Annotated in this window: 20 protein-coding genes and 1 tRNA gene; 12 read left to right on the top strand and 9 right to left on the bottom strand. The window is 56.3% G+C overall.

Features of this window, described 5'->3' with window-relative positions; genetic code table 11:
- Positions 1-292 precede the first annotated feature (292 nt).
- The 3 genes from FJ145_18430 (at position 293) to FJ145_18420 (ending at position 2,309) form a co-directional block, all read left to right on the top strand.
- A complete protein-coding gene (locus FJ145_18430) occupies positions 293-568 on the top strand; it encodes a ribbon-helix-helix protein, CopG family (protein MBM4263394.1) in 276 nt (91 codons plus the stop codon).
- On the top strand, positions 558-971 hold the full coding sequence (locus FJ145_18425; GenBank protein MBM4263393.1) for a PIN domain-containing protein: 414 nt from the start codon (positions 558-560) through the stop codon (positions 969-971). Before FJ145_18430 ends, FJ145_18425 begins: the two co-directional genes overlap by 11 nt.
- Before the next feature lie 351 nt (positions 972-1,322).
- Positions 1,323-2,309, top strand: coding sequence for an ABC transporter substrate-binding protein (locus tag FJ145_18420; GenBank protein MBM4263392.1), 987 nt, complete (start codon positions 1,323-1,325; stop codon positions 2,307-2,309).
- Between the two features lie 151 nt (positions 2,310-2,460).
- Here the strand turns inward: FJ145_18420 and FJ145_18415 are convergent, their stop codons facing one another.
- Positions 2,461-3,714, bottom strand: coding sequence for an amidohydrolase (locus FJ145_18415; GenBank protein MBM4263391.1), 1,254 nt, complete (start codon positions 3,712-3,714; stop codon positions 2,461-2,463).
- A 145-nt stretch (positions 3,715-3,859) separates the two neighbouring features.
- Here FJ145_18415 and FJ145_18410 point away from each other — a divergent pair, with 145 nt between their 5' ends.
- The 5 genes from FJ145_18410 (at position 3,860) to FJ145_18390 (ending at position 7,768) form a co-directional block, all read left to right on the top strand.
- A complete protein-coding gene (locus tag FJ145_18410; protein ID MBM4263390.1) occupies positions 3,860-5,098 on the top strand; it encodes a M20/M25/M40 family metallo-hydrolase in 1,239 nt (412 codons plus the stop codon).
- Positions 5,099-5,881: 783 nt separating this feature from the next.
- Positions 5,882-6,316, top strand: a complete 435-nt coding sequence (locus FJ145_18405; GenBank protein MBM4263389.1) for a (deoxy)nucleoside triphosphate pyrophosphohydrolase — start codon at positions 5,882-5,884, stop codon at positions 6,314-6,316.
- 105 nt (positions 6,317-6,421) lie between these two features.
- Positions 6,422-7,045 carry a lytic transglycosylase domain-containing protein gene (locus FJ145_18400; GenBank protein MBM4263388.1) on the top strand — a complete coding sequence of 208 codons (624 nt, stop codon included), beginning with the start codon at positions 6,422-6,424 and terminating at the stop codon, positions 7,043-7,045.
- 34 nt (positions 7,046-7,079) lie between these two features.
- Positions 7,080-7,646, top strand: a complete 567-nt coding sequence (pgsA, locus tag FJ145_18395) for a CDP-diacylglycerol--glycerol-3-phosphate 3-phosphatidyltransferase (GenBank protein MBM4263387.1) — start codon at positions 7,080-7,082, stop codon at positions 7,644-7,646.
- 45 nt (positions 7,647-7,691) lie between these two features.
- Positions 7,692-7,768: transfer RNA gene (locus FJ145_18390), tRNA-Gly, on the top strand.
- Between the two features lie 111 nt (positions 7,769-7,879).
- Here FJ145_18390 and FJ145_18385 read toward each other — a convergent pair.
- The 5 genes from FJ145_18385 to FJ145_18365 form a co-directional block, all read right to left on the bottom strand.
- The gene (locus FJ145_18385; protein MBM4263386.1) at positions 7,880-8,749 is read right to left on the bottom strand and encodes a phosphoribosylaminoimidazolesuccinocarboxamide synthase; all 870 of its coding nucleotides are present in this window, start codon (positions 8,747-8,749) and stop codon (positions 7,880-7,882) included.
- A 38-nt stretch (positions 8,750-8,787) separates the two neighbouring features.
- Complete coding sequence (locus FJ145_18380) at positions 8,788-9,069, bottom strand: hypothetical protein (protein MBM4263385.1); 282 nt, start codon at positions 9,067-9,069, stop codon at positions 8,788-8,790.
- Between the two features lie 174 nt (positions 9,070-9,243).
- Complete coding sequence (locus tag FJ145_18375) at positions 9,244-10,626, bottom strand: UbiD family decarboxylase (protein MBM4263384.1); 1,383 nt, start codon at positions 10,624-10,626, stop codon at positions 9,244-9,246.
- 99 nt (positions 10,627-10,725) lie between these two features.
- The gene (locus FJ145_18370) at positions 10,726-12,243 is read right to left on the bottom strand and encodes an aldehyde dehydrogenase family protein (GenBank protein ID MBM4263383.1); all 1,518 of its coding nucleotides are present in this window, start codon (positions 12,241-12,243) and stop codon (positions 10,726-10,728) included.
- 19 nt (positions 12,244-12,262) lie between these two features.
- Positions 12,263-13,033, bottom strand: a complete 771-nt coding sequence (locus tag FJ145_18365; GenBank protein MBM4263382.1) for an SDR family oxidoreductase — start codon at positions 13,031-13,033, stop codon at positions 12,263-12,265.
- 139 nt (positions 13,034-13,172) lie between these two features.
- Here FJ145_18365 and FJ145_18360 point away from each other — a divergent pair, with 139 nt between their 5' ends.
- Positions 13,173-14,249, top strand: a complete 1,077-nt coding sequence (locus FJ145_18360) for a type IV pilus twitching motility protein PilT (protein ID MBM4263381.1) — start codon at positions 13,173-13,175, stop codon at positions 14,247-14,249.
- Positions 14,250-14,283: 34 nt separating this feature from the next.
- A complete protein-coding gene (locus FJ145_18355) occupies positions 14,284-15,426 on the top strand; it encodes a PilT/PilU family type 4a pilus ATPase (protein MBM4263380.1) in 1,143 nt (380 codons plus the stop codon).
- Positions 15,427-15,543: 117 nt separating this feature from the next.
- Here FJ145_18355 and FJ145_18350 read toward each other — a convergent pair whose 3' ends face one another.
- From FJ145_18350 to FJ145_18340, 3 genes are read right to left on the bottom strand one after another with little or no spacing between them, the layout of a single operon-like run.
- Entirely contained in the window at positions 15,544-16,299 is a 756-nt protein-coding gene (locus FJ145_18350) for a succinate dehydrogenase/fumarate reductase iron-sulfur subunit (GenBank protein ID MBM4263379.1), read from the bottom strand.
- Positions 16,299-18,095, bottom strand: coding sequence for a fumarate reductase/succinate dehydrogenase flavoprotein subunit (locus FJ145_18345; GenBank protein MBM4263378.1), 1,797 nt, complete (start codon positions 18,093-18,095; stop codon positions 16,299-16,301). The genes FJ145_18350 and FJ145_18345 overlap by 1 nt, the downstream gene beginning before the upstream one ends.
- Positions 18,095-18,874 carry a hypothetical protein gene (locus FJ145_18340; GenBank protein ID MBM4263377.1) on the bottom strand — a complete coding sequence of 260 codons (780 nt, stop codon included), beginning with the start codon at positions 18,872-18,874 and terminating at the stop codon, positions 18,095-18,097. The genes FJ145_18345 and FJ145_18340 overlap by 1 nt, the downstream gene beginning before the upstream one ends.
- A 628-nt stretch (positions 18,875-19,502) precedes the next feature.
- Here FJ145_18340 and FJ145_18335 point away from each other — a divergent pair.
- Positions 19,503-20,189, top strand: coding sequence for a uracil-DNA glycosylase (locus FJ145_18335; protein MBM4263376.1), 687 nt, complete (start codon positions 19,503-19,505; stop codon positions 20,187-20,189).
- A gap of 4 nt (positions 20,190-20,193) precedes the next feature.
- A complete protein-coding gene (locus tag FJ145_18330; GenBank protein MBM4263375.1) occupies positions 20,194-21,069 on the top strand; it encodes a DMT family transporter in 876 nt (291 codons plus the stop codon).
- Positions 21,070-21,098: the final 29 nt, after the last annotated feature.

The following is a 21,098-nucleotide window of genomic DNA, read 5'->3' as shown; positions in this document are numbered from 1 at the left end:
AAGAGCTTCCGCAAACTGAACGCACCACAGCTTGTCGGAAAAGTAGCGCGCGGGACGAAGTATGACAATGGCAAAGAGATGAGGGTCGCCGCCTAGTATCTTTTTACACACCTATTGACAACGGCTCCGATCTTGTCCCAATCCCTTCTCCAACACACTTTGAAAATTGCGAAAATTGCCTTCGCCAGCACGATGTCTTGATTGACCAGACCGATAGCGCGATAGAGGCAGAGCTCGTGGCGGGAGATTGGTGCATTGTTGGCTTTAGACATTTGCAAAACAATGCATTACAATGGAATGCAATGGAGGTAAGTGGTCTATGGAGCGTCAATTGACTATGCGGCTGCCGGTGGATTTGGCAACGAAGCTCGAGAGATCGGCGAAGCGGTCGAAGCGCAAACGGTCGGAAATCGTGCGGCAAGCTTTGGAGCAGTTTCTGGATAGTGAGCCAGAGGTGCGGCCCATTGACAAGGTTCGCGATCTGCTCGGCATCGTCGCTAGCGGCCGTCCGGATTTAGGTCAACGACACCGCGAATATCTAATTCAGCGGATGCGCCGTGCCCGTTGAGCTCTTGCTGGACACTGGAGCGTTTGTCGCGCTCGTTGACCGCGACGAGAATGCGCACGACGATTGCGTCGCGGCGCTCGAAGCCTGGAATGGGCCCATCGTTACGACCGAAGCTGTCCTTACAGAGACACTTTACTTGGTCGGACCTCATTGGCGTGCACAGAAGAACGCTCTTGAATTTATCCTCAGAGGAGCATTTCAGCTTGTGCCGGCGTCAATCAAGAGCTTGAGACGAGTGTCCGCATTGATGGAGCGCTACCGCAATGTGCCGATGGATTACGCCGATGCGACGTTAGTTGCCCTCGGCGGGGAACTAGAAACCGATTGGGTTTTTACTCTGGACCGGCGTGGTTTTGGTGTGTATCGATTGGGTCAACGGAAAACATTTCAAATTATTCCCTAGCGCATAGCGATCAGTACGCATTGCATTCGACTCCTGCGCGTTGAGCGTACCGTCGGGCCAGGTAAATTCGCCAGGGCCTGGCGCGGTCTGAGATCCGGGCAAGCGCCAGAACAATCAGCTGCAACGGTGGCCAAGGGTGTTTCCACATGGTGTCTCTCCTGTGATCGGCCGCGTGGCGCCGCTCGATCAAACGCAAATTACACTGGAAAAAAGCCTTATCCGCATGTTCGGTGAGACATTGTTACTGCCCGGGTTTGAACCCACCGTCAATGCTCTGCGCGGTGAAAATTCTCCCCTTGACGGCAGTCATACGGCCGGGATAGGACTACGGGCGGAGGAACCCTTTTAACCATGCGCCTCATTCGATTCCTGAGTTTCACCGTTCTACTTATCCCCAGCATAGCGTTCGCGCAGAGCAGAGATCTCACGCGTATCCGCATGAGCTACTCGTCCATTGGTGCGGCGTCGCTGTCGTCCTGGGTCGCCGTCGACGCCGGGCTGTTCAATAAACATGGACTCGAAGTCGGCTCGATCTACATCGGCGGCGGGCCTCGCGCCATGTCGACGACCATAGCCAACGAAACCCAGATCACTCAAGGCGCCGGCACGGGCAGCATCTTGGCCAGAGTCGGCGGCGCCGACGCAGTGATGTTCGCGACGCTGCTCGATACCACGCCGCAAAGCCTCATGGTTCATTCCGATCTGAAATCACCACAGGATTTGAAGGGCAAAAAACTCGGCGTCACCCGCTTCGGTGCGCTCAGTGACTTCGGCATCCGGAAGTATCTCGAGAAGGTCAACTTGCAACCGGAAAAAGACGTGGCGATCTTGCAGTTGGGCGGCCTGCCGGAAATCTTGGCCGCCATGCAGAACGGCGCCATTCATGGCGGCGCGCTGTCGTCGCCGGCGCTGACCAAAGCCAAGCATCTGGGTTTTAGGGAAATGATGGACCTGGGTAACCTGGGCATTCGCTATCCTGGGCTCTCGTACATGACCACGGAAGCGTATATCAAAACCAACCGGCTGGTGGTTTTGAATTTTCTTAAAGCGATCATTGAGTCGACCCACTATCTGCGCCGCAACCGCGACTTCGCCATCCGAGTGTTGAAAAAATACACCAAGATGGACGAGCAAGCCGTGCTCGACGAGACCTATGACCTGTTCACCCAGCGCTACTTCCGTCTCGTCCCGACGCCGTCCGGTGAAGAAGTGAAAACTGTCCTCGATCAGATAAAAGACCCCAAAGCGCGCACGACCGACTACGACAGCTTCATCCGAAGCGATTTGATCCGCGAGATCGAGCAGAGTGGCTTTATCAAAGCTCTGGGCAAGAGTTGAGATGATTCTAGCTGGCGTGGCGGTCGGATCGGTCGGCGAGTTGTTGGGGTGAAAGGTTGCTTTGGGCGCGCCGCTCGTTGGCGCAGAGCCTTAGCGAGGAACGAGGAGGCGTCAACTTTTTGGCCTTTTGACGGGCGCCGATAAAATCGAATCAAAATCCAGGCAAATTATAGAACCGCGCAGGATTGATCTCCAAAATCTTCCTCTTTGCCGCTTGGCTGATGTCTTTGCGATCGGTCAATGTTCTTGCTGCGAATCTCTCACGATCGCCGTGCGGCATGTCTGAAGCGAACATCAGCTGCGTGTCGCCAACCAGATCTAACACCTGCGGTAACAATATGTCTTCAACTTCGGAACTAAAATAGAGATTGCCCTTTTTAATGTATTCTTCCGGTGCCAGTTTTTGAATCGGCGCGGTGCGTGAAACAATATTCGAGAGATTTGTCCCAGAGTGTTGAAAGCGATGATGCAGCCGCTCGAGGATAAAGTGCACCCACAGACAGCCCGCTTCGAGATAGACCACCCGCAGATTTGGAAACTTGTCGAAGATGCCGCCGCTCATCATCGACACCATGCCCATCAACACGGGCATCAAGAATGGAATGACACCTGAGGGGTAGATGTGCGTGTAAAGATTGTTCAGCGATGGGCAGGCCCAACCGACATGGACAGCCAGAGGCAAGTTCTCTGCCTCGACGACTTCGTAAAAGGGCAGCAGGCCGCGATCGTCGAGCAGTCGATCGCCGGCTGTGCCAAGGATCATCATGCCGACGGCGCCGAGCTTCTTCGCCTCTTTGACTTGGTTCAGCGCAGCAGGGATATCGTCGAGGTTCGCCACACCGACCCACTTGAGGCGCTCATGGCGGCCCAGTACGTCGCCCAACCAACGGTTGTAAGCGTCGCACATGGCTGAGACATAGGCGGGGTTGCTGCTGAGCGGGTACGCCAGAAAAAGCGTCGGGTACATCACTTGTATCGCGATATTTTCCTCGTCCAATATCTGCAGGCGCTCGTCGAGGTTGGTGAGCTCCATACTGCCGAGCGTGTCCGGTTTGCGCTGCGCGTGGCGCACCGGTTTACCGTTGTAGCTGGTTGGCGTGCCTAGATTGTTACAGCCGCGGCCGACGCGGCGCGGCAAAAGCTGCTCGTCGATCATCCAATAGGCGAGGCCCTCTTCGGTGCCGGGTACTACCTGAGGCTTGAACGGACGGAACTCTGGGGCAAAATATTTGTCGCTAAAAGTAATCGGATTTTCTTCGACGTGGCCGTCAGCATCGATGACGCGCATGGTAAAGTCCCCCCCCCCCACAAAAAAAATTCTGTACCAGCAATATAACCGTTGGAGGTAACGAAATTCAACCAATCCCCGCCCCATACTATGGGCAGGGAGCAAGGAGCCAGACAAATCAAACCTCGGACTCGCCGTGCGCAAGTATTTACTTGTCAAGTCAGACTCTGCGTAGGTAAGGCGAGCCTGTTGAGGTCATCTGTAACGGCGTGATAGACATAGAAAGATAATTTTGAAAATCCGGGTATGAAAGGGGGCTTTGATGGAAGCAGAAGTGTTGGAACAGGTCGATCGTGAGCGGATTGTTGAGTTGGCGTGCAACCTCGCCAACACCGTCAGCATCACCGGCAGCGAAGAGAACGTCGCGCGTTATTTGGGCGGTGAATTCGAAAAGCTGGGCATGGATGTTGAGTATCAGTATGTCGAAGACGGGCGCCCCAACGTAATCGGCCGGCTCAAAGGCAAAGGTGGCGGCGCAACGTTGATGTTCAACGCTCATATGGATCACTTCGACGCGCCGCAGGAGACGGTAGTCGATGAGGATCGCATTTACGGCCGCGGCCTGGTCAATATGAAGGCGGCCTTTCCCTGTTACATTGAAGCCGTTTCGGCTCTACAGAAAGCCGGAGTGAGACTCAAAGGCGATCTGATTATCTCCGGCGTGGTCGGTGAAATCGAAAAGGCCCAGATCGGCCGCTTTCATGGTAAAGAGTATCGCGGCGCCGGCGTGGGCGCGCGCTACTTGATGGACCACGGCGTCATGGCCGACATGTGCATCATCGGCGAGCCGACCGGCCTGCAGCTGCAAATCGGCAACTCGGGCCTGCTCTGGGCGCGCGTCAGCGTCGATGGCAAAGCAACCAAGTTCGTCCTCGCCGCGTGCAAAGTCGCGCAGGCGATTCAGGAATGGGAGAAGGAGTATCAACGCAAGAACCCGCACAAGTTCATGCTGCCCACCGTGCAAATAGGGGCTATTGACGGCGGCAACGCATTTAAACCAGGCACGCGGCCAACCACCGACATTTTCGTGATTGTGAAAATGCTGCCAGGCGCGGTGCCGCTGGCGATCAAGCGCGATATCGAAGCCGTGGTCGAGAAAGTCGCCAAGCGTGAAAGCGATATTCTAGGCTATCGCGTCGAGCTTTATCTGACGACCCCCGGTTACGAGATTTCCAAGAGCGAGCCCTTGGTCAAAATTATGGAGAGTTCGCACAAAAAAGTCTTTGGCGCCCCGGTGCCCTACGCCAAGCCGATCCGCTACGGTATCACCAGCGATGGCTCGCGCATCGCGCAATACGGTGTTCCGGCGATCACCTACGGCCCCGGTTTCGGTACCCACCTGGTCGATCCGACGGAAACCAAGGCGGGCGCAGAGTGGGATTCGCCGACCGGCGTGCGCCGCGGTGTCGGCATCACCAACATGGTCAACTGCACCAAGGTCTACGCCATGGCGGCGTTAAATGTTTGCAATCGCAGGAAAGAAGAAGTGGCGAAAAGATGAGAATGAATAGCCCTGCGTCGAGCTGAGGAGTATCGAATCCAACGGCTTTGGCAAATTCCAAGCGCAGCGCCGTATCGGCATTGTAAATGAACTTTTCTATGCGCGGAGCTTTATCGCGGGACCCGGCTAGAGGCCAATCCCTTATCTGCTCGATGAGAACATCCACCGTCGCGCGGTTGGCCCGAACCTGAGAACGCTTGGGATGCGCGCGAACGGTTCTTTGGAGCGCCGCTCGGCAGGAATCCGAGCGAGCGGTGCCGTCGATCCCGAAGTCGGCAGCATCCGGCTCTTGAGTTACCTATCAGCCGCCGACGTCGGTCGTGCCATGCATCCGCTTAGATGTTACGGGCCGGATTAAGGCTCGGTTGTGTTCGGCATCGGCAACTGGTGCCCGCCATTGCCGCAGCCTTACGCCAAGCTTGGGTGCTGTAGCGCAGGCGTTGCCAATGATCCCGGAACGCGTCTTTCGGCTGATGAAATAGAGAGCCTCGATTCCAGATTGGCACTTGAAAACTAATGCTTTGCAAAAGATGCTTGACGCGGTACGGCCCTTGCGTAGTTTTGCTTGTGTACCGGAGGCGGTGAGAAGTATCAGATTTGGCGCCTTAGATTTGTTTCCATTCATGTTTCCAAAATAGCCGAAAACAGCAGCAAACCAGATGGAAATAGCGTTGGATTATTGACGTAAGTCGTTGAATAATTTACACCTTGGTTGCTGCCGCTCGGGGGCGACGTGAACTTCGGATCTGAGGGCTGGGGGTTCGAATCCCTCCGGGCGCGCTCATGCAATCAATGGAAATGAGCCCGCTGAAAAAAATTCACGTCGTCGCGGGGTTGATCTCTAAGGATGATTGCGTGCTGGTCTGCCAGCGCAGCGCCAAGGGGCGGTTTCCGCTCAAGTGGGAGTTCCCGGGTGGCAAGGTGGAGCTAGCCGAAGAACCCTACGCGGCACTGTCGCGGGAGCTCAAAGAAGAGCTCGGTATTGAGATCGACGGTGCCAATGAAATGTACAGTTATAATCACGTCTACGCGGAGATCGTCGAAGTGCAGTTGCGTTTTTTTGCAGTCAGCGGATTTAGGGGTGAGATCGCAAATCTCGCCTTTGAACAGATTACATGGGCGAAGTTTAGCGAGCTGAATAGCTATGATTTTCTCGACGGTGACTTGGCATTAGTAAGCAAGCTCGCCAGCGCTAATGGGCTGGTCTATCAGCGTTAGTAGAGGCCTGAAAAGGCCGTAAAGCAGGGGCTTCCGAACGCCGATTTGTTGATTGACAGAGGAAACTTGGGCGTTTATCCTGAGCGAGATTTTTGAGTGGTTCCGATGAAAACGCGCACGTCAATTTTGGTAGCATTCCTGGCTTTTGCGGTCCTTCTGGCGCCAACAAGGGCTCGGGCGGATGTGTACATGTACCAGGACAAAGATGGCATTGTTCATTTTACCAACGCGCCGACCCATGCCGGCTTTCGTCGCGTCATCCGCGAAACCAGCACGACTTATGGGCCGAGTTCTGCCATCGTCAATTCGGGCAGCAACTATGAAGATCTCATTCAAAACGCCTCCGGCCGGCACAGCTTGGATGCCGACTTGATTCGCGCGGTGATCAGAGCGGAATCGGGCTTCAATTCCAACGCTCGGTCGCACAAAGGCGCAATGGGGCTCATGCAGCTCATGCCCGACACGGCGCGGTTGTTGAATGTTTTCGAGCCCTACGATCCTTACCACAACGTGGATGGCGGCGTGCGCTATCTCAAAATGTTACTGGCCCGCCACCAAGGCCATGTATCGCTGTCACTGGCGGCGTACAATGCCGGTAGCGGCGCGGTCGATAAGCATGGCGGCATTCCACCTTACGCCGAGACGCGCGAATATGTCCGCCGCGTCCTACAATATTGGGATCAATACCGGACTCGCGGCTGGCAACTGCTCCAAAAAGCACAGCGGTAGCGCGGTTTCTCGCCAAGATAATTGCAGCAAGTCCATGGTCTGGACGCTCCCCAATTTTCTTAGCCTGGTTAGAATTCTGATTATCCCGGTCCTGGTTTATCTGCTGACCTTCAGCGATCGGACGTCAGGTCTACTTGCTGCCGTGCTCTTTATCCTGGGGTCGATCACCGATTACCTAGATGGCTATCTGGCGCGGCGCAACCGCAGCGTTTCAGACGTTGGCAAGATCCTTGATCCCTTGGCAGACAAATTGATGGTGGCCTCCGCGCTGGTCATGCTTGCCGCGATGGATCGCCCCAATGAGCCCAGCGTGCCAGCGTGGCTTGTGGTGATAATTCTAGCCCGAGAAACCGCCGTGACTGTGGTCCGCGGCATTGCACTGACGGAAGGAATTGTCATGCAAGCGGAGACTCTCGGCAAATACAAATTCATCTTGCAAGCATTCGCTGTCGTCGGATTCTTGGTTCACTATGAATATTGGGGTTTTGATTTTTTCGTCGCGGGACTCTACTTCTGCATCTTGTCCGCCATCTTGGCCGTCTGGTCCGGCATCGGCTATCATGTGCAATTTTTTCGTCTGCGCCTGGCGCGGGCACGCTGAACTAAATTGACAAAACGCTCCGCTTCAGGTACCTCTTATTGACATGCGGGTGTAGCTCAGTTGGCTAGAGCGTATGCTTGCCAAGCATAAGGTCGTCGGTTCGACCCCGATCACCCGCTCCACTTAAAACCCCTTGAGAAATCAAGGGGTTTTCGCTTTCTGGGGACTTTGATTCGCTTCCGCCGTTGTGAAAATTCTTGAGAGTCAGCGGGTTTACGGAAGCTAGTAGCTAGTCAAGTCGTCAGCCGGCGCAGCGCTTCGGCGTATTTGTCTTGGGTCTTCTTGACGACTTCCGGCGGCAACGCCGGCGGGGGGGATTTCATGTCCCAGGGAAGCTTTAAGAGATAATCGCGCACGTATTGTTTGTCGAAGCTGTCGGGGGTTTGGCCGGGTTTGTAGCCATCCATGGGCCAGAAGCGCGACGAGTCGGGGGTGAGGACCTCGTCGATTAGCATGATGTCATCGCCCTCCATGCCGAACTCGAATTTGGTGTCGGCGATGACGATGCCTTTTTTTTCGGCCATTGCTCGCGCGCGGCTATAGATCGCGATCGTGGCGTCGCGCAACTTGGTGGCTAGTTTGTTGCCGATCTTCGCTGCCATTTCATCAAAGCTGATGTTGATGTCGTGCTCACCGATCGGGGCTTTGGTCGATGGCGTGAAGATAGGTTGGTCCAAGCGCGCGGCTTCGACCAGCCCCTTGGGCAATTCGATGCCACACACCGCACCGGTTTTCTGGTAGTCCTTCCAGCCCGAGCCGACTAGATAGCCGCGCACGACGCATTCCACCGGCGCCGGGTGGCTTTTCTTGACCAGCATGGTGCGGCCTTCGAGTTTGGCGCGGTGCGGCTGGCAGGCGGCGGGGAAATCGTCGACGTTGGCGCTGATCAGATGATGCGGCACGATGTCTTGCATCACGCCGAACCAATAGAGCGAAAGCTGCGTGAGAATTTTGCCTTTGTCCGGAATCAGCGTCGGCAGAATCACGTCGAAGGCCGAGATGCGATCGCTGGCGACGAGCAGTAATTTGTCGCCGAGATCGTAAATGTCGCGGACTTTGCCGCGGTTGAATAATTTCAGCCCTGAAAGTGTTTCTTCTGCCATCGAAAACTGTTTCTCACAAATCCGCTGGACCCAAGCGTCTATAGCAATTCTTTCACTTCAGCTTCGTTGAAGCCGGTCAGTTTTCTCTTGCCTTTGATAATCACCGGCCGTTTGAGCAGGTTCGGATCCTTCAGCATGAGCTTGATCGCTTCGTCTTTTGACGGCGGCTTCAGCTTCATGTTCTTTTCTTTGTAGAGCGGCGTGCGCGTGCTGAGAAACGGCCCAATGGGATCGTCGCCGATGATTTCGCGCAGCTCTTTTTCAGTGAATGGATTTTTGCCGTATTCTCTTTCTTCAAAATCCACTTTTTTCGCTTGCAAGAAACTTCTTGCTTTTCGGCAAGTGGTTCAAGTGGCTTTGTAGATGAAGCGGATCTTTTCGGCCATGGCACCTCCGGAATTGGGGCATTGGAGTGGTGGAGCAATGGAGCGATGGGTCCGGAGGCTTAGCCAGCACCCCAGTATTCCAATACCCCCATCACTCCAATCCTTTTTCTATTTGAAGAACTTTGCCATCCGCTCGAACGCCGCAGGTTCGACTTCATTGCGGATCGGCCACTCTTTTTTCATACGCAGTGGGATCGTCGCGTCGATGATCGCCACCGTGTCGCCCAACCAGCCGCGGAAGCTTTGCACTTCGCGGATGATCTCGATGTCCTTGTCCCAGTGGACACGGGTTGCCACCGCCCACATCACTTCGCGCTCGTTGAACACGTCAATATCTTCGTCGACGACGACAGCCAGTTTCAAATTGGGCATTTCGACAAAGGCCTGCATGCCGGCTTTGTTGGGCTCGTTCTCGAATTCCTTCTTGATCGAGATGTAGCAGATGCAGCGGCCGCAGCCCGAGGCAGCGAGATGGATGCCGGTGATGCCCGGGACGTTTTTCTTGATCACATTGTAGGTGCTGCCTTCTTTCGGCACGCTGCCCAAATTCCAATGATCCATGTGGCCGGGCCAGAAGTCTTCAACGATGCCGCCGCGGCGATGCGTGATTGCCGTGACTTCGATGACCGGCACGTCCATTTTGGGTTGAGCGTAGCCCAGGATCTCGCCAAAGGGGTTCTGCTCCTTGCGCACGCCGGGGAGAATCTCGCCTTCGATGATAACCTCGGCGTCGGCCGGCACCATGAACTTCTCGCCCCACGTAGTCGACGGCGTCAGGCGCAGCGGTTCTTTTAAGAATGCCGAGGCCGTCATGTAGTCGTTGTTGCCCATGGCGGTCATGGCGCAGGACGACAGATAAAACGCTGGGTGGTGGCCCAAGATGACGATCACCGGAGCGCGCAGATTTTTCTCTTCATATTCGCAGGCCATCGCTTCCAGGTGATGGTGCTTGTGCGCCGAGAAGCTCATGTGTTTTGGGTCATGGTATTTGTTCTTGGTGAAGGTGATGTCGTAGAAGTCGGCGTTCAGTCCCTTCATCGCACAGGTCATTGTATGGTAGGGCCCGGAGTCGCCTTTCTGATGCATCGGCATGGGCAGGACGCGCAGGTCGGCTTTGTCGCCGGTCAGGACCACCTGCTTCACCGGCGCTTTGTCGGCGGGGATGATTTCCAGCTTGCCCTGCTGCTGCTCGAGCTTGGCGACTTCAAGGCTTACTTCCATGGGCGATTTGATGTCGCCCATGTCGAGGGAGTCGGCGATGTACTGGCGCGAAACCCACGGGTTGTAGAACATCGGAAAATCCGACTTCTGGCCGTTGAGCGCGGGCAGGTTCTCGAACAGCACCATCTTGGGTTCGTTGCGCACGTCGAGATGCTTTAAGTAAGCGACGGTCTCGTAATTGTTCGCGTCGATGAAATTCTTCTCGCGAATGACCGAACCTTCGCGGTTAGCGCCTTCCTTCGCGATAAAACTGGGTAAGTCTTTAGCCATGCCGATTCACCTCTGCGTAAATTGAGTTATTAATAAACAAATTACTTAGTTGAATCCCACTGCGACTGCAAGCGGACGGTTTCAACGCGAAACCAAACCCTAGTTGCCCTTCGGCAGCTTGAACTTGTTGCGCCAGCCGGAGCGCCAGAAAATGCTGATCATGCGGCGCAGCTGCTCGGTTTTTTTGTGGCTTGCGGGAAACCAGGGGAACTCGGCTTTCAGGCCAACGCGGTCGATGACCAAGGACTGCTGCCGGCAATATTTGCGGATGCCTTCGGCGCCGTGGCGGCGGCTAAAACCGCTCTCTTTGACCCCGCCCATGGGCGTGTCGGGGATGATATAATTGACCAGTGCATCGTTGATACAGACCGTGCCGGTGTTGAGCCGTTTGGCCAATTGCTGCGCGCGGTTCTTATCGCCGGAAAAAATGCAGACATCTAAACCGTAGGGTGAATCATTGGCGAGCCGCACCGCTTCTTCGGCATCGCGGACTTGCATTATCGGAATGACCGGTCCAAAGGTCTCGTCGCGGACTACGCTCATGCTGTGGTTTACATCCACCAGCACCGTGGGCTCGTAATAGAGGCCGCCGAGCTTCGTATTGGCCTGCCCGCCGGTGAGCGCTCTCGCGCCGGCGGCCATGGCATCCGCGACTTGCGCCGAGACTTTTTGGAACTGCTCGGCGGAAGACATGCTGCCGATCTCGACCTCGTCGGCGCTCGGGCCTTGGCGCACGGCGCGCACTTTGGCGACGACTCTTTCGACAAAGCTCTGATAGACCGGTTCTTCGACGTAGACCCGCTCGATCGAAGTGCAAACTTGGCCGCCATTCATTAGGGCGCCCCACACGGTGGCGTTGGCGGCGCGTTCGAGGTCAGCATCTTTGAGCACAATCAAGGGGTCTTTGCCGCCTAGTTCAAGCGATACTGGAATCAAGCGATCGGCCGCCCGGCGCATCACGGCCTTGCCGACTTCGACGCTACCGGTAAAGGCAATCATGTCGACGCTGTCGATCAATGCCTGGCCCGTTTCGGCGGCGCCAGCCACGACTTGCAGGATGTTTTCCGGCAGGCCTGCTTTGACGGCGAGTTCGGCGACGAACAAAGCCGTTAGCGGTGTCAGTTCCGAAGGTTTAATGATAACCGCGTTGCCGGCCATCAAGGCAGGCGCAGCATCGCCGGCGGTTAGCACCAGGGGGAAGTTCCACGGGCTGATGATGCCGACGACCCCGAGCGGGAGATAGGCTGAATAGACCTTCTTCGAGCGAAACATCATTAAATGCGGCGTCAGCCGCTCGGTGCGCAGCAATTGTTCGGCATGATGGGCCCAAAAACCGAGGGCATCACAGACGTAGAAAAGTTCGTTGCCGTAAACGTCGCCGCGCGGCTTGCCGGTTTCCGAGGTGACGATGTCAGCGAGCCGTTCCTGCTCGTCGATCAAAACATCGCGCAGCCGGAGCATGATTTTGGCCCGCGCCGAAAAGCTCGTTTCTTGCCAATGGAGTTGCGCGGCCCGCGCGCGCTCCACGGCGGCTGTAACAGATTCCCGTGACGCAACCGGCAGCTCGGCGAGTTTTTCGCCGGTGGCGGGACTACGAACGGTGAGTGTGGAACTCATTGCGGATGGAGAAGTAGGTTTAAACCATGGTCTGACCGCCGCACACGTTCACGGCTTGTCCGGTGATGCCCTTGGCCATGTCCGAGGCGAGGTAGGCGACCATCTCAGCGATCTCCTCGGCTTCGAGAAAGCGTTTGATCGGCACATTGGCGACGGCCTGGGCTTTGAATTGTTCCGCTGTGATGCCCTGCAGGGCAGCCGTTTCGTTGATGCCGAGGGTCGCCATTTCAGTGTCGACCCACCCAGGACAAACCGTGTTGACGGTGATGCCGCGGCCGACCACTTCCAGGGCAAGCGCCCGGGTAAAACCGATCATGCCATGCTTCGTGGTGCAGTAGGCCGTGTAGCCGGGCACGCCGAATTTGCCCAGCACCGACGAAATATTAATCACGCGGCCGCCTTGATGGTCCGGCATGTGGCGCAGCGCTGCCTTGGTGATTAGATACATGCCGTTCAAATTGGTGTCGACAATGTCGAGCCAACGGCTGTCGTCGGCATCGTCGATGAGGCTCAATCCTGAGATGCCGGCGTTGTTGACGAGGATGTGAATCGCCCCCCATTGGCTGACGATGTGTGCGACCGCGCGCTCCACGTCGGCTTTCTTGCGCACGTCCATTTGCACCGGGACGACCGTCAAGTTTTTCGCGGCGAGCTCCGCCGTGGCGCTGTCCAGATGTTTAACGTTGCGCGAGGTGATGGCTACTTTGGCGCGGCTGCGCGCCAGCGAGGCGGCGATGGCTTTGCCGATACCTGTACCGCCGCCGGTCACGATGGCAACTCGGTTTGTCATTTGTAGCCCTAGTTAACGGCTTTCACCCGAAAAGGCAAGAAACTTCCCGCGATGACGAGATTTTTGCAGCTTAGCTTTTAGTTTGCGCTACCTGTGCCGATGCATTGCTTTGAGAAGAACTCATACTGAGGGGCAAAGCGTGGATATAACCCAACTATTGGCGTTTGCCGTCGAACAGAACGCTTCCGACTGTCATCTGAGCTCTGGCGAGCCGCCGATGATCCGCATCCACGGCGATCTGAAAAAGCTCGACCACCCACCCATGGAGCGCGAAGCGGTGCACGCTTTGGTCTACGACATCATGAGCGACGGTCAGCGCAAAATCTTCGAAGAAACCCATGAATGCGACTTCTCATTCGAGCTCGGACCCGTCGCCCGTTTTCGTGTCAACGTCTTTCTGCAGCGCAAAGGCGAGGGCGCCGTCTTTCGAACCATTCCCACCAAGATTCAAACCCTCGATGAGTTGGGCATGCCGCCAATACTCCGGCAACTGTGCGACAAAGAAAAGGGACTCATCCTCGTGACCGGCCCAACCGGCTCCGGTAAATCGACGACGCTGGCGGGCATGGTGGACCATCTCAACAACGACTTCGAAGGACATATTCTAACGATCGAAGATCCCGTCGAATTTGTCCATCAGTCGAAAAAGTGTCTGGTCAACCAGCGCGAGTTGGGGCCGCACACTTTCAGTTTCGCCAATGCGTTGCGCGCGGCGTTGCGCGAAGACCCGGACATCATTCTGGTCGGCGAAATGCGCGATCTCGAAACTATTCAATTGGCGCTCACCGCCGCCGAGACCGGCCACCTGGTGTTTGGCACGCTGCATACATCGAGCGCGCCCAAAACCGTCGACCGTATCATCGACGTTTTCCCATCGGGCCAGCAGGCGCAGATACGCGCGCAGTTCGCCGAGTCGGTGGAGGCAGTTATTACCCAGACACTTTGTAAAAAGAAAGGCGGCGGGCGTGTGGCCGCCTTGGAAATCATGACCGGCACGACCGCCATTCGTAACTTGGTCCGCGAAGGTAAAATTCACCAGACACCTGGCACCATGCAGGTCAGTCAAAAAGACGGCATGCAGACCATGGACATGGCGCTCATGGCACTCGCCGGCCGCGGCATCATTAGCCGCGAAGAGGCCCAGTTGAAAAGCATGACGCCGAACCTGTTCGGCGCGGCGCCAGCGGGGGCGGTGGCGGGCCGCATCGGAGGCTAACGTGAGCGTCGACGTCTACGATCTCTGCACGGAAATGCTCGGGCGCAACGCCTCGGACCTTTATCTTACGGTCGCGCGGCCGCCGATGTTCCGTGTTAATGGCTCTCTTGAAGAGGGAGCCGGAGAAGGTCTTAAGCCCAAGGACTTGGAAGAGCTCGTCAAGACGTTCGTCAGTGACGAGCAATTGAAAGAGTTTAATAGCCATAACGAACTGAACCTCGCCATCGCGTTGCCCAACGTCAGCCGTTTTCGCGTCAATGTTTTTCGCCAGCGCGGCTCCATCGGCCTGGTGATTCGCCGCATTACGGTCGAGATCCCCGATTTGGAATCCCTGGGCGTGCCGCAGGTGCTGAAAGATATTTCGCTGCTCAAACGGGGCTTGATCCTGGTGGTGGGCGGCACCGGTTCCGGTAAATCGACCTCGTTAGCCGCAATGATCGATCATCGTAATACCAATCAATCCGGCCATATCCTGACCATCGAAGACCCGATCGAGTATGTCCATCGTCACAAGAAATCGATCGTGACCCAGCGCGAGGTGGGCTTTGATACCCAATCCTTCGAGAGCGCCCTGACCAACGCGTTGCGCCAAGCGCCGGATGTCATTCTGATCGGTGAAATTCGCCACGCGGAGAATATGGAAGCGGCGATTACCTTTGCCGATACCGGCCACCTGTGTTTGGGCACGCTCCATTCGACCAACGCTAACCAATCCTTCGAGCGTATCTTGAACTTTTTTCCGCCCCTCAAACATGCGCAGGTGCTCCTGCAGCTATCGCTCAACTTGCGTGCGATCATCGCCCAGCGGCTGATGCCCAGCGTCAACGGCGGCCGCGTGCCTGCGGTTGAAGTCTTGGTCGACACGCCATTTGTCAAAGATTTGATTAAAAAGGGTGAAGTGGATGAGCTTAAGGGAGCGATGGAGCAGGGTATTCACGAAGGTTGTCAAACCTTCGACCAAGCGCTCTTTACACTGTACCGGGACGGGAAAATTGGCTTGGAAGAAGCCCTCGCCAACGCCGACAGCGCCAACAACCTGCGCTTGAAGATCAAGCTTGCCGGATTGACTCTGGAAGAAGATGCGCCTGCCAACGGCGCGGACACGGAGTTGCCGAAGAATGCGTTAAACGGCGCCGATGCGTCGAAGGGGTCGGCGTTCAGGATTCGCACTTATTAAGCTTCTCGCTTTGCGAGAAGCTTAAATTCCAGATTGCAGATTCAAAATTCCAGATTGCGCACAACGCACATGTCAGGTGTTGAACAATCTGGAATGTGTAATTTTGAATCTGGAATCCTATTTGTTTTTGCTCGAAAATAGCCCCATCAACTTGGCGATCGGATCGTAAAAACGATCCACCACGCGCTCTTTCAGCGGAATAATCGCATTGTCGGTGATGTGAATGTGCTCGGGGCAGACCTCGGTGCAGCACTTGGTAATATTACAATAGCCGAGACCCGCCTTGGCCTTGATCAACTCCATGCGATCGTTGCTGTCGAGGGGGTGCATCTCCAGCGATGCCAAGCGCACGAAGAAGCGCGGCCCGGAGAAAGCCGGCTTGTTGTCTTCATGGTCGCGGATGACGTGGCAGACGTTCTGGCAGAGAAAGCACTCAATGCATTTGTGAAATTCTTGAACCCGGTCGATGTCTTCCTGAAACATTCGACGTGTGCCATCGGATTCTTTCGCTTTGGGCTTGAAGGCCGGAATCTCTTTGGCCTTTTGAAAGTTGTAGGAAACGTCGGTGACCAGATCGCGAATGATCGGAAAGGTTCGCATCGGCGAGACGGTGATGGTTGCCCCCGGCTCGAAGGTGTTCATGCGCGTCATGCACATAAGCCGCGGCTTGCCATTGACTTCGGCGCTGCATGAGCCGCATTTGCCGGCTTTGCAGTTCCAGCGCACCGCCAGGTCGCCGGCTTGCTGCGCCTGGATGGCATGGATGACGTCAAGCACGACTTGGCCTTCGCCGACGGCCAGATGGTAGTCCTTAAACTCGCCGCCGCTCGCGTCGCCGCGCCACACCCGCATATGGACTTGTTGTTCAGCCATTACTTCTTCTCCTCAAGCAGTGCTTTTAGTTCGTCCGGCATTTCTGGAAGAGGCTCTTGAAACAGCTCCATCTTGCCGCCTTTTAGCCGTTGGACAATGTTGACCTTGGCGTATTTAGCATCGGTGTTGGGGTAGTCGTCGCGAGTGTGGCCGCCGCGGCTTTCCTTGCGCTCGATGGCCGCCGTGGTGGCCGCCTCGGCGAAGGTTAGCAGCGAATGGAGATCAAGGGCCAAATGCCAGCCCGGGTTGTAATGTCGATTACCTTCGATGTGAACGTTGTGGGCGCGTGCTTTCAATCGTTGAATCGTGTCCAAGGCTTGCTTCAATTCCGCTTCGACCCGAATGATGCCAACTAGGTCCTGGCAGCATTGCTGCAAATCGGCATGGATGCTGTAGGGGTTTTCGTTGCCCTTGGACTCAAACGGCGCGAGCATGGTCTTGGCATGATTTTCCACCATCGCATCGTCGACCTTCACCGCGCCCGCTTTCTTGGCGTACTCGGCGGCATGAAGGCCCGCGCGCCGGCCGAAAACCAGCAGGTCGGAGAGCGAGTTGCCGCCCAACCGATTGGCGCCGTGCAGTCCGGCGGCCACTTCGCCGGCGGCGAATAGTCCCGGGAACGTCGTCGCCGTGGTGTCGGCATTGACGCGCACACCGCCCATCGCATAGTGACAAGTCGGGCCGACTTCCATCGGCTCTTTGGTGATGTCGACGTCAGCCAGCTCTTTGAACTGGTGATACATCGACGGCAAGCGTTTTTGGATGTAATCGGCGGGGCGGCGCGACGCGATGTCGAGGAAGACCCCGCCATGGGGTGTGCCGCGGCCGGCTTTGACTTCTGAGTTGATCGCGCGCGCCACTTCGTCGCGCGGCAGCAAATCCGGCGTGCGCCGGTTGTTGCGCTTGTCGTCGTACCAACGTTCGGCTTCTTCGATGGTTTCAGCAGTTTCCGCTTTGAAGAAGTCCGGAATGTAGTTGAACATGAAGCGCTCGCCGGCGGTGTTCTTTAAGGTGCCGCCGTCGCCGCGCACGCCTTCGGTGACCAGAATGCCGCGCACACTGGGCGGCCATACCATGCCAGTGGGGTGGAACTGCATGAACTCCATGTCCATCAAATCGGCGCCGACGTCGGCCGCCATGGTGACGCCATCGCCGGTGTATTCCCAGGAATTTGAAGTGACTTTCCAAGCTTTGCCGCCGCCGCCGGTGGCGAGCACCACGGCCTTGCATTTGAATAGAATGAACTTGCCGCTCTCGCGCCAGTAGCCGAAGGCGCCGCTGACGCGGCCGCCATCGGTCAGCAAACGCTGCAGGTTGCACTCCATATACACGTCGATGCCGCGATGGACGGCATGCTGCTGTAGCGTGCGAATCATTTCCAAGCCGGTGCGGTCGCCAACGTGGGCCAGGCGCGCGTAGCGATGGCCGCCGAAGTCACGCTGTAGGATCAAGCCTTCTTTGGTACGGTCGAACAGCGCGCCCCATTCTTCCAATTCCAAAACCCGGTCGGGCGCCTCCTGGGCGTGGATCTGCGCCATGCGCCAGTTGTTCAACAGCTTGCCGCCGCGCATGGTGTCGCGGAAGTGAACTTTCCAGTTGTCTTCCGGATAGACGTTGCCCATGGCGGCCGCAATGCCGCCCTCAGCCATGACGGTGTGGGCTTTACCGAGCAGCGATTTACAAACCAGCGCCGTCTTGACGCCCTGGGCCGACGCTTCGATGGCCGCCCGCAAACCGGCGCCGCCGGCGCCGATGACAACGACATCGTAATCGTGAGTTTCGTATTTATCCGCCATTAGAAAAACCTCAAATCGGAAATCACGCCGGCCGACAGGAGTCGCACGTAAACATCGCTCAGTGCCACCCAGACCAGGCTGACCCAGGCATATTCCATGTGCTTCTCGTTTAGGCGCGAAATGAAAGTCCAGCGTTTAAACTTGCCGGGATTCTTATGGAATTGGTTCAAGTAACCACCGCACACATGGCGGCAGGAGTTACACGAAAGCGAAAACAGGGTAAGCAGGAAAGCGTTGACGCCCAAAACGATGGTTCCTAGTCCCATGCCAAAGCTGCGCCCGCCGGCGGCGTTCGGGAACGAGAAGGCGAGCAGAAAATCCCACCAGAGAAACGCCAGGATGACGATCGATAGATAAAAGAAGTAGCGATGAATGTTCTGCAGAATAAATGGAAACCCGGTCTCACCTTTATATCCCTTGGCGGCGTCGCGCACCGCGCAAGCCGGCGGCGATTGGAAGAACGAGCGATAATAAGCTTTGCGGTAGTAATAACAGGTGGCGCGGAAGCCGCCGGGAATCCAGAGAATCAAAAACGCCGGCGAGAGATTCCACCAGGAGCCTATCAACGGCAGCGTGACGTGTTGGCAATTGGCCGACACACAAGGCGAGTAGAACGGCGAGAGATAAGGATCGGCGTAGTAATAGGCGTTTTGAAACGCCGCCCAGGTGGCGTAGATGCCGAAGGCACCTAAAACAAGGACCACGATCAACGGCTCGGTCCACCAGTTATCTTTTCGCAGGGTGCGAAATTGATCAAGCGTTAGCGATTTATCTGCCACGGTTTTACTTCCTTCTAATTTTCTAGATCAATTCTGTTCCAGTATCCGGCTCTTGGTTTTCTGTCAAGCGAATCGCCACAATCTGAGGCGCACAATTGCGTTTCCCGTGAGGGTTCGAAAAGCCTCGGCCATGGCGGTTTTTCTACCGAAGGCGAGTAACGCTGCGAGGAACAATTTCAATAACCTGGCTAGCTTTGCATGCAATTGCCTGATGCAGGGGCGCCAACTTATGGCCACCCAATCCCCTGGCAATTCATCGATTGATTATATGATAGCAGAAAAAAATTTGTTTGCACGCTAACACGCCCGACGCTAGACCCCCCTGGAGGATTTGCTTACTGCGAGTGACCATTCGGTCTTGTTCGGCGCCGATGATGCCGAGAATCGTATTGGCGTCGCGGGTGGCGCGCTGAATATCTTCCTGGCGATTGTTCAACCAAGTGTAGATAAAAATCCCGAACTCGCTTCACCTTCCTGGTGCTGGGACGAAGCCTAGACGCCGTCGGAACAAGTTGCCGTGTCAGGCATAGACATAACGGAGTAGCGGATATCCGATCAAGGCCAACCCCTGCCGCGCCGTAGACAATGGCGCCGACACTTGTTAGCCTCGAAAACTTCTCAGAAACACATGAATAGTCTCGCCGAACTTAACGATCGAGTTGTCCGCTGCCGTAAATGCCCCCGCCTGGTACGCTGGCGCGAGGCCTGCGCGAAAAAGCCGCCACGGCGGTATCAGGGACAGGTTTATTGGGCCAAGCCTCTAGCGGCTTTTGGCGACGACAAAGCACGCCTTTTGATTGTCGGGCTCGCGCCGGCGGCCCACGGCGGAAATCGCACCGGCAGAATGTTCACCGGCGATCGCAGCGGCGATTGGCTTTATGGTGCGCTGCATGCGGCGGGTTTTGCCAATCAGCCCAATTCGGACCATCGCGGCGATGGCCTCAAACTTAGCGATTGTTACGTCACGGCCGCGGTTCATTGCGTGCCTCCGGATAACAAGCCAAGTCTCACGGAGTTTCAACGTTGCCGGTCTTATTTGGTCGATGAGCTGATACTGTTGAAGCGCCAGGTTCGAGTTGTGATCGTGCTCGGCAAGATCGCTTTCGATGCCTACTTGAGCGCGTTCCAAGAGGCGGGTGGCGTGGTGCCAAAGCCCAAACCCAAGTTCGGCCACGGCGTAGCCGTCGAATTGCCGCACGGTCCGAGGTTGATCTGCTCCTATCACCCGAGTCAGCAAAACACGTTCACCGGCAAACTGACCCAACCGATGTTTCACGCGATATTCAAGCAGGCGCGCGTGATGCTGTCGGCGTGAATCGATGCAGACCGGTGTCATTTACGCTGTCATCGCCGGTCTTTTCTGGGGCACCAGCCCGGTGTTGGTCAAGCGCGGCTTGGTAAATTCCAATGTCAGCGCCGCCACCTTGGTGCAGCAGGCAACGATTCTAGTGACTTTGATCGTTGCCTCTCTGATCGAAGGCGATTTCTTCGCCAAGAATGTTCCCACGCAGGCTCTGCTCATCTTCGCCGGCACGGGAGTTATCGGTGCCTATCTCGGCCGTACCTTGTTCGTCAAAAGTGTCGACCAAATCGGCGCCTCCCGGGCGCAGTCGCTAAATAATTCATCGCCACTGATTACGGTAATGTTGGCGGCTGCCGTCTTACATGAACGGTTATCTTGGGCCGTGCTCGTGGGGGTGGTTCTGATCGTCTCAGGAGTTTTCTTCGTCACCGATCCTGAAGCCAAGGAAAACGGCAGGGCGCAACGCAAGCTCACCGCGACTTCGGTGCTGGCGACGCTGTGCTACGGTGTGGTGCCCGTGCTCAAGAAATTCGGCACCGACTATGGCGGTCCGCCGGTTCTCGGCGCGCTGATCATGCATGCCACCGGATTGGTTCTGTTGTTGACGCTAGGCAGTCTGCTCAAGATCGAGCTCAAGCGGCAAACAATTCCAACCCAAAGTTTGCTTTGTTTCATCAGCGCCGGTGTGCTTTATGCTATTGGCTCGACGTTTACGTTCAGAGCCCTGATCCATGCACCGGCATCGATCGCCGCGCCAATCTGGAGCGCCCAGCCCATCGTCAGTTTTTTTCTCGTAAAGCTGTTCCTGCGGGGCATCGAAAAAGTAACATTCTGGGATGGTATCGCGGCGGGCCTAGTTGTTGCTGGCGTGTTGGTGCTAAGAATGATCTAACGCATCCGAATCTTGTAGGGGCGAATGGC

The sequence above is a fragment of the Deltaproteobacteria bacterium genome, assembly GCA_016874755.1.
Lineage (GTDB): Bacteria > Desulfobacterota > Binatia > UBA9968 > UBA9968 > DP-20.
Note: the sequence above shows the minus strand (reverse complement) of the source record. Positions and strands in the feature narration are given on the sequence as shown.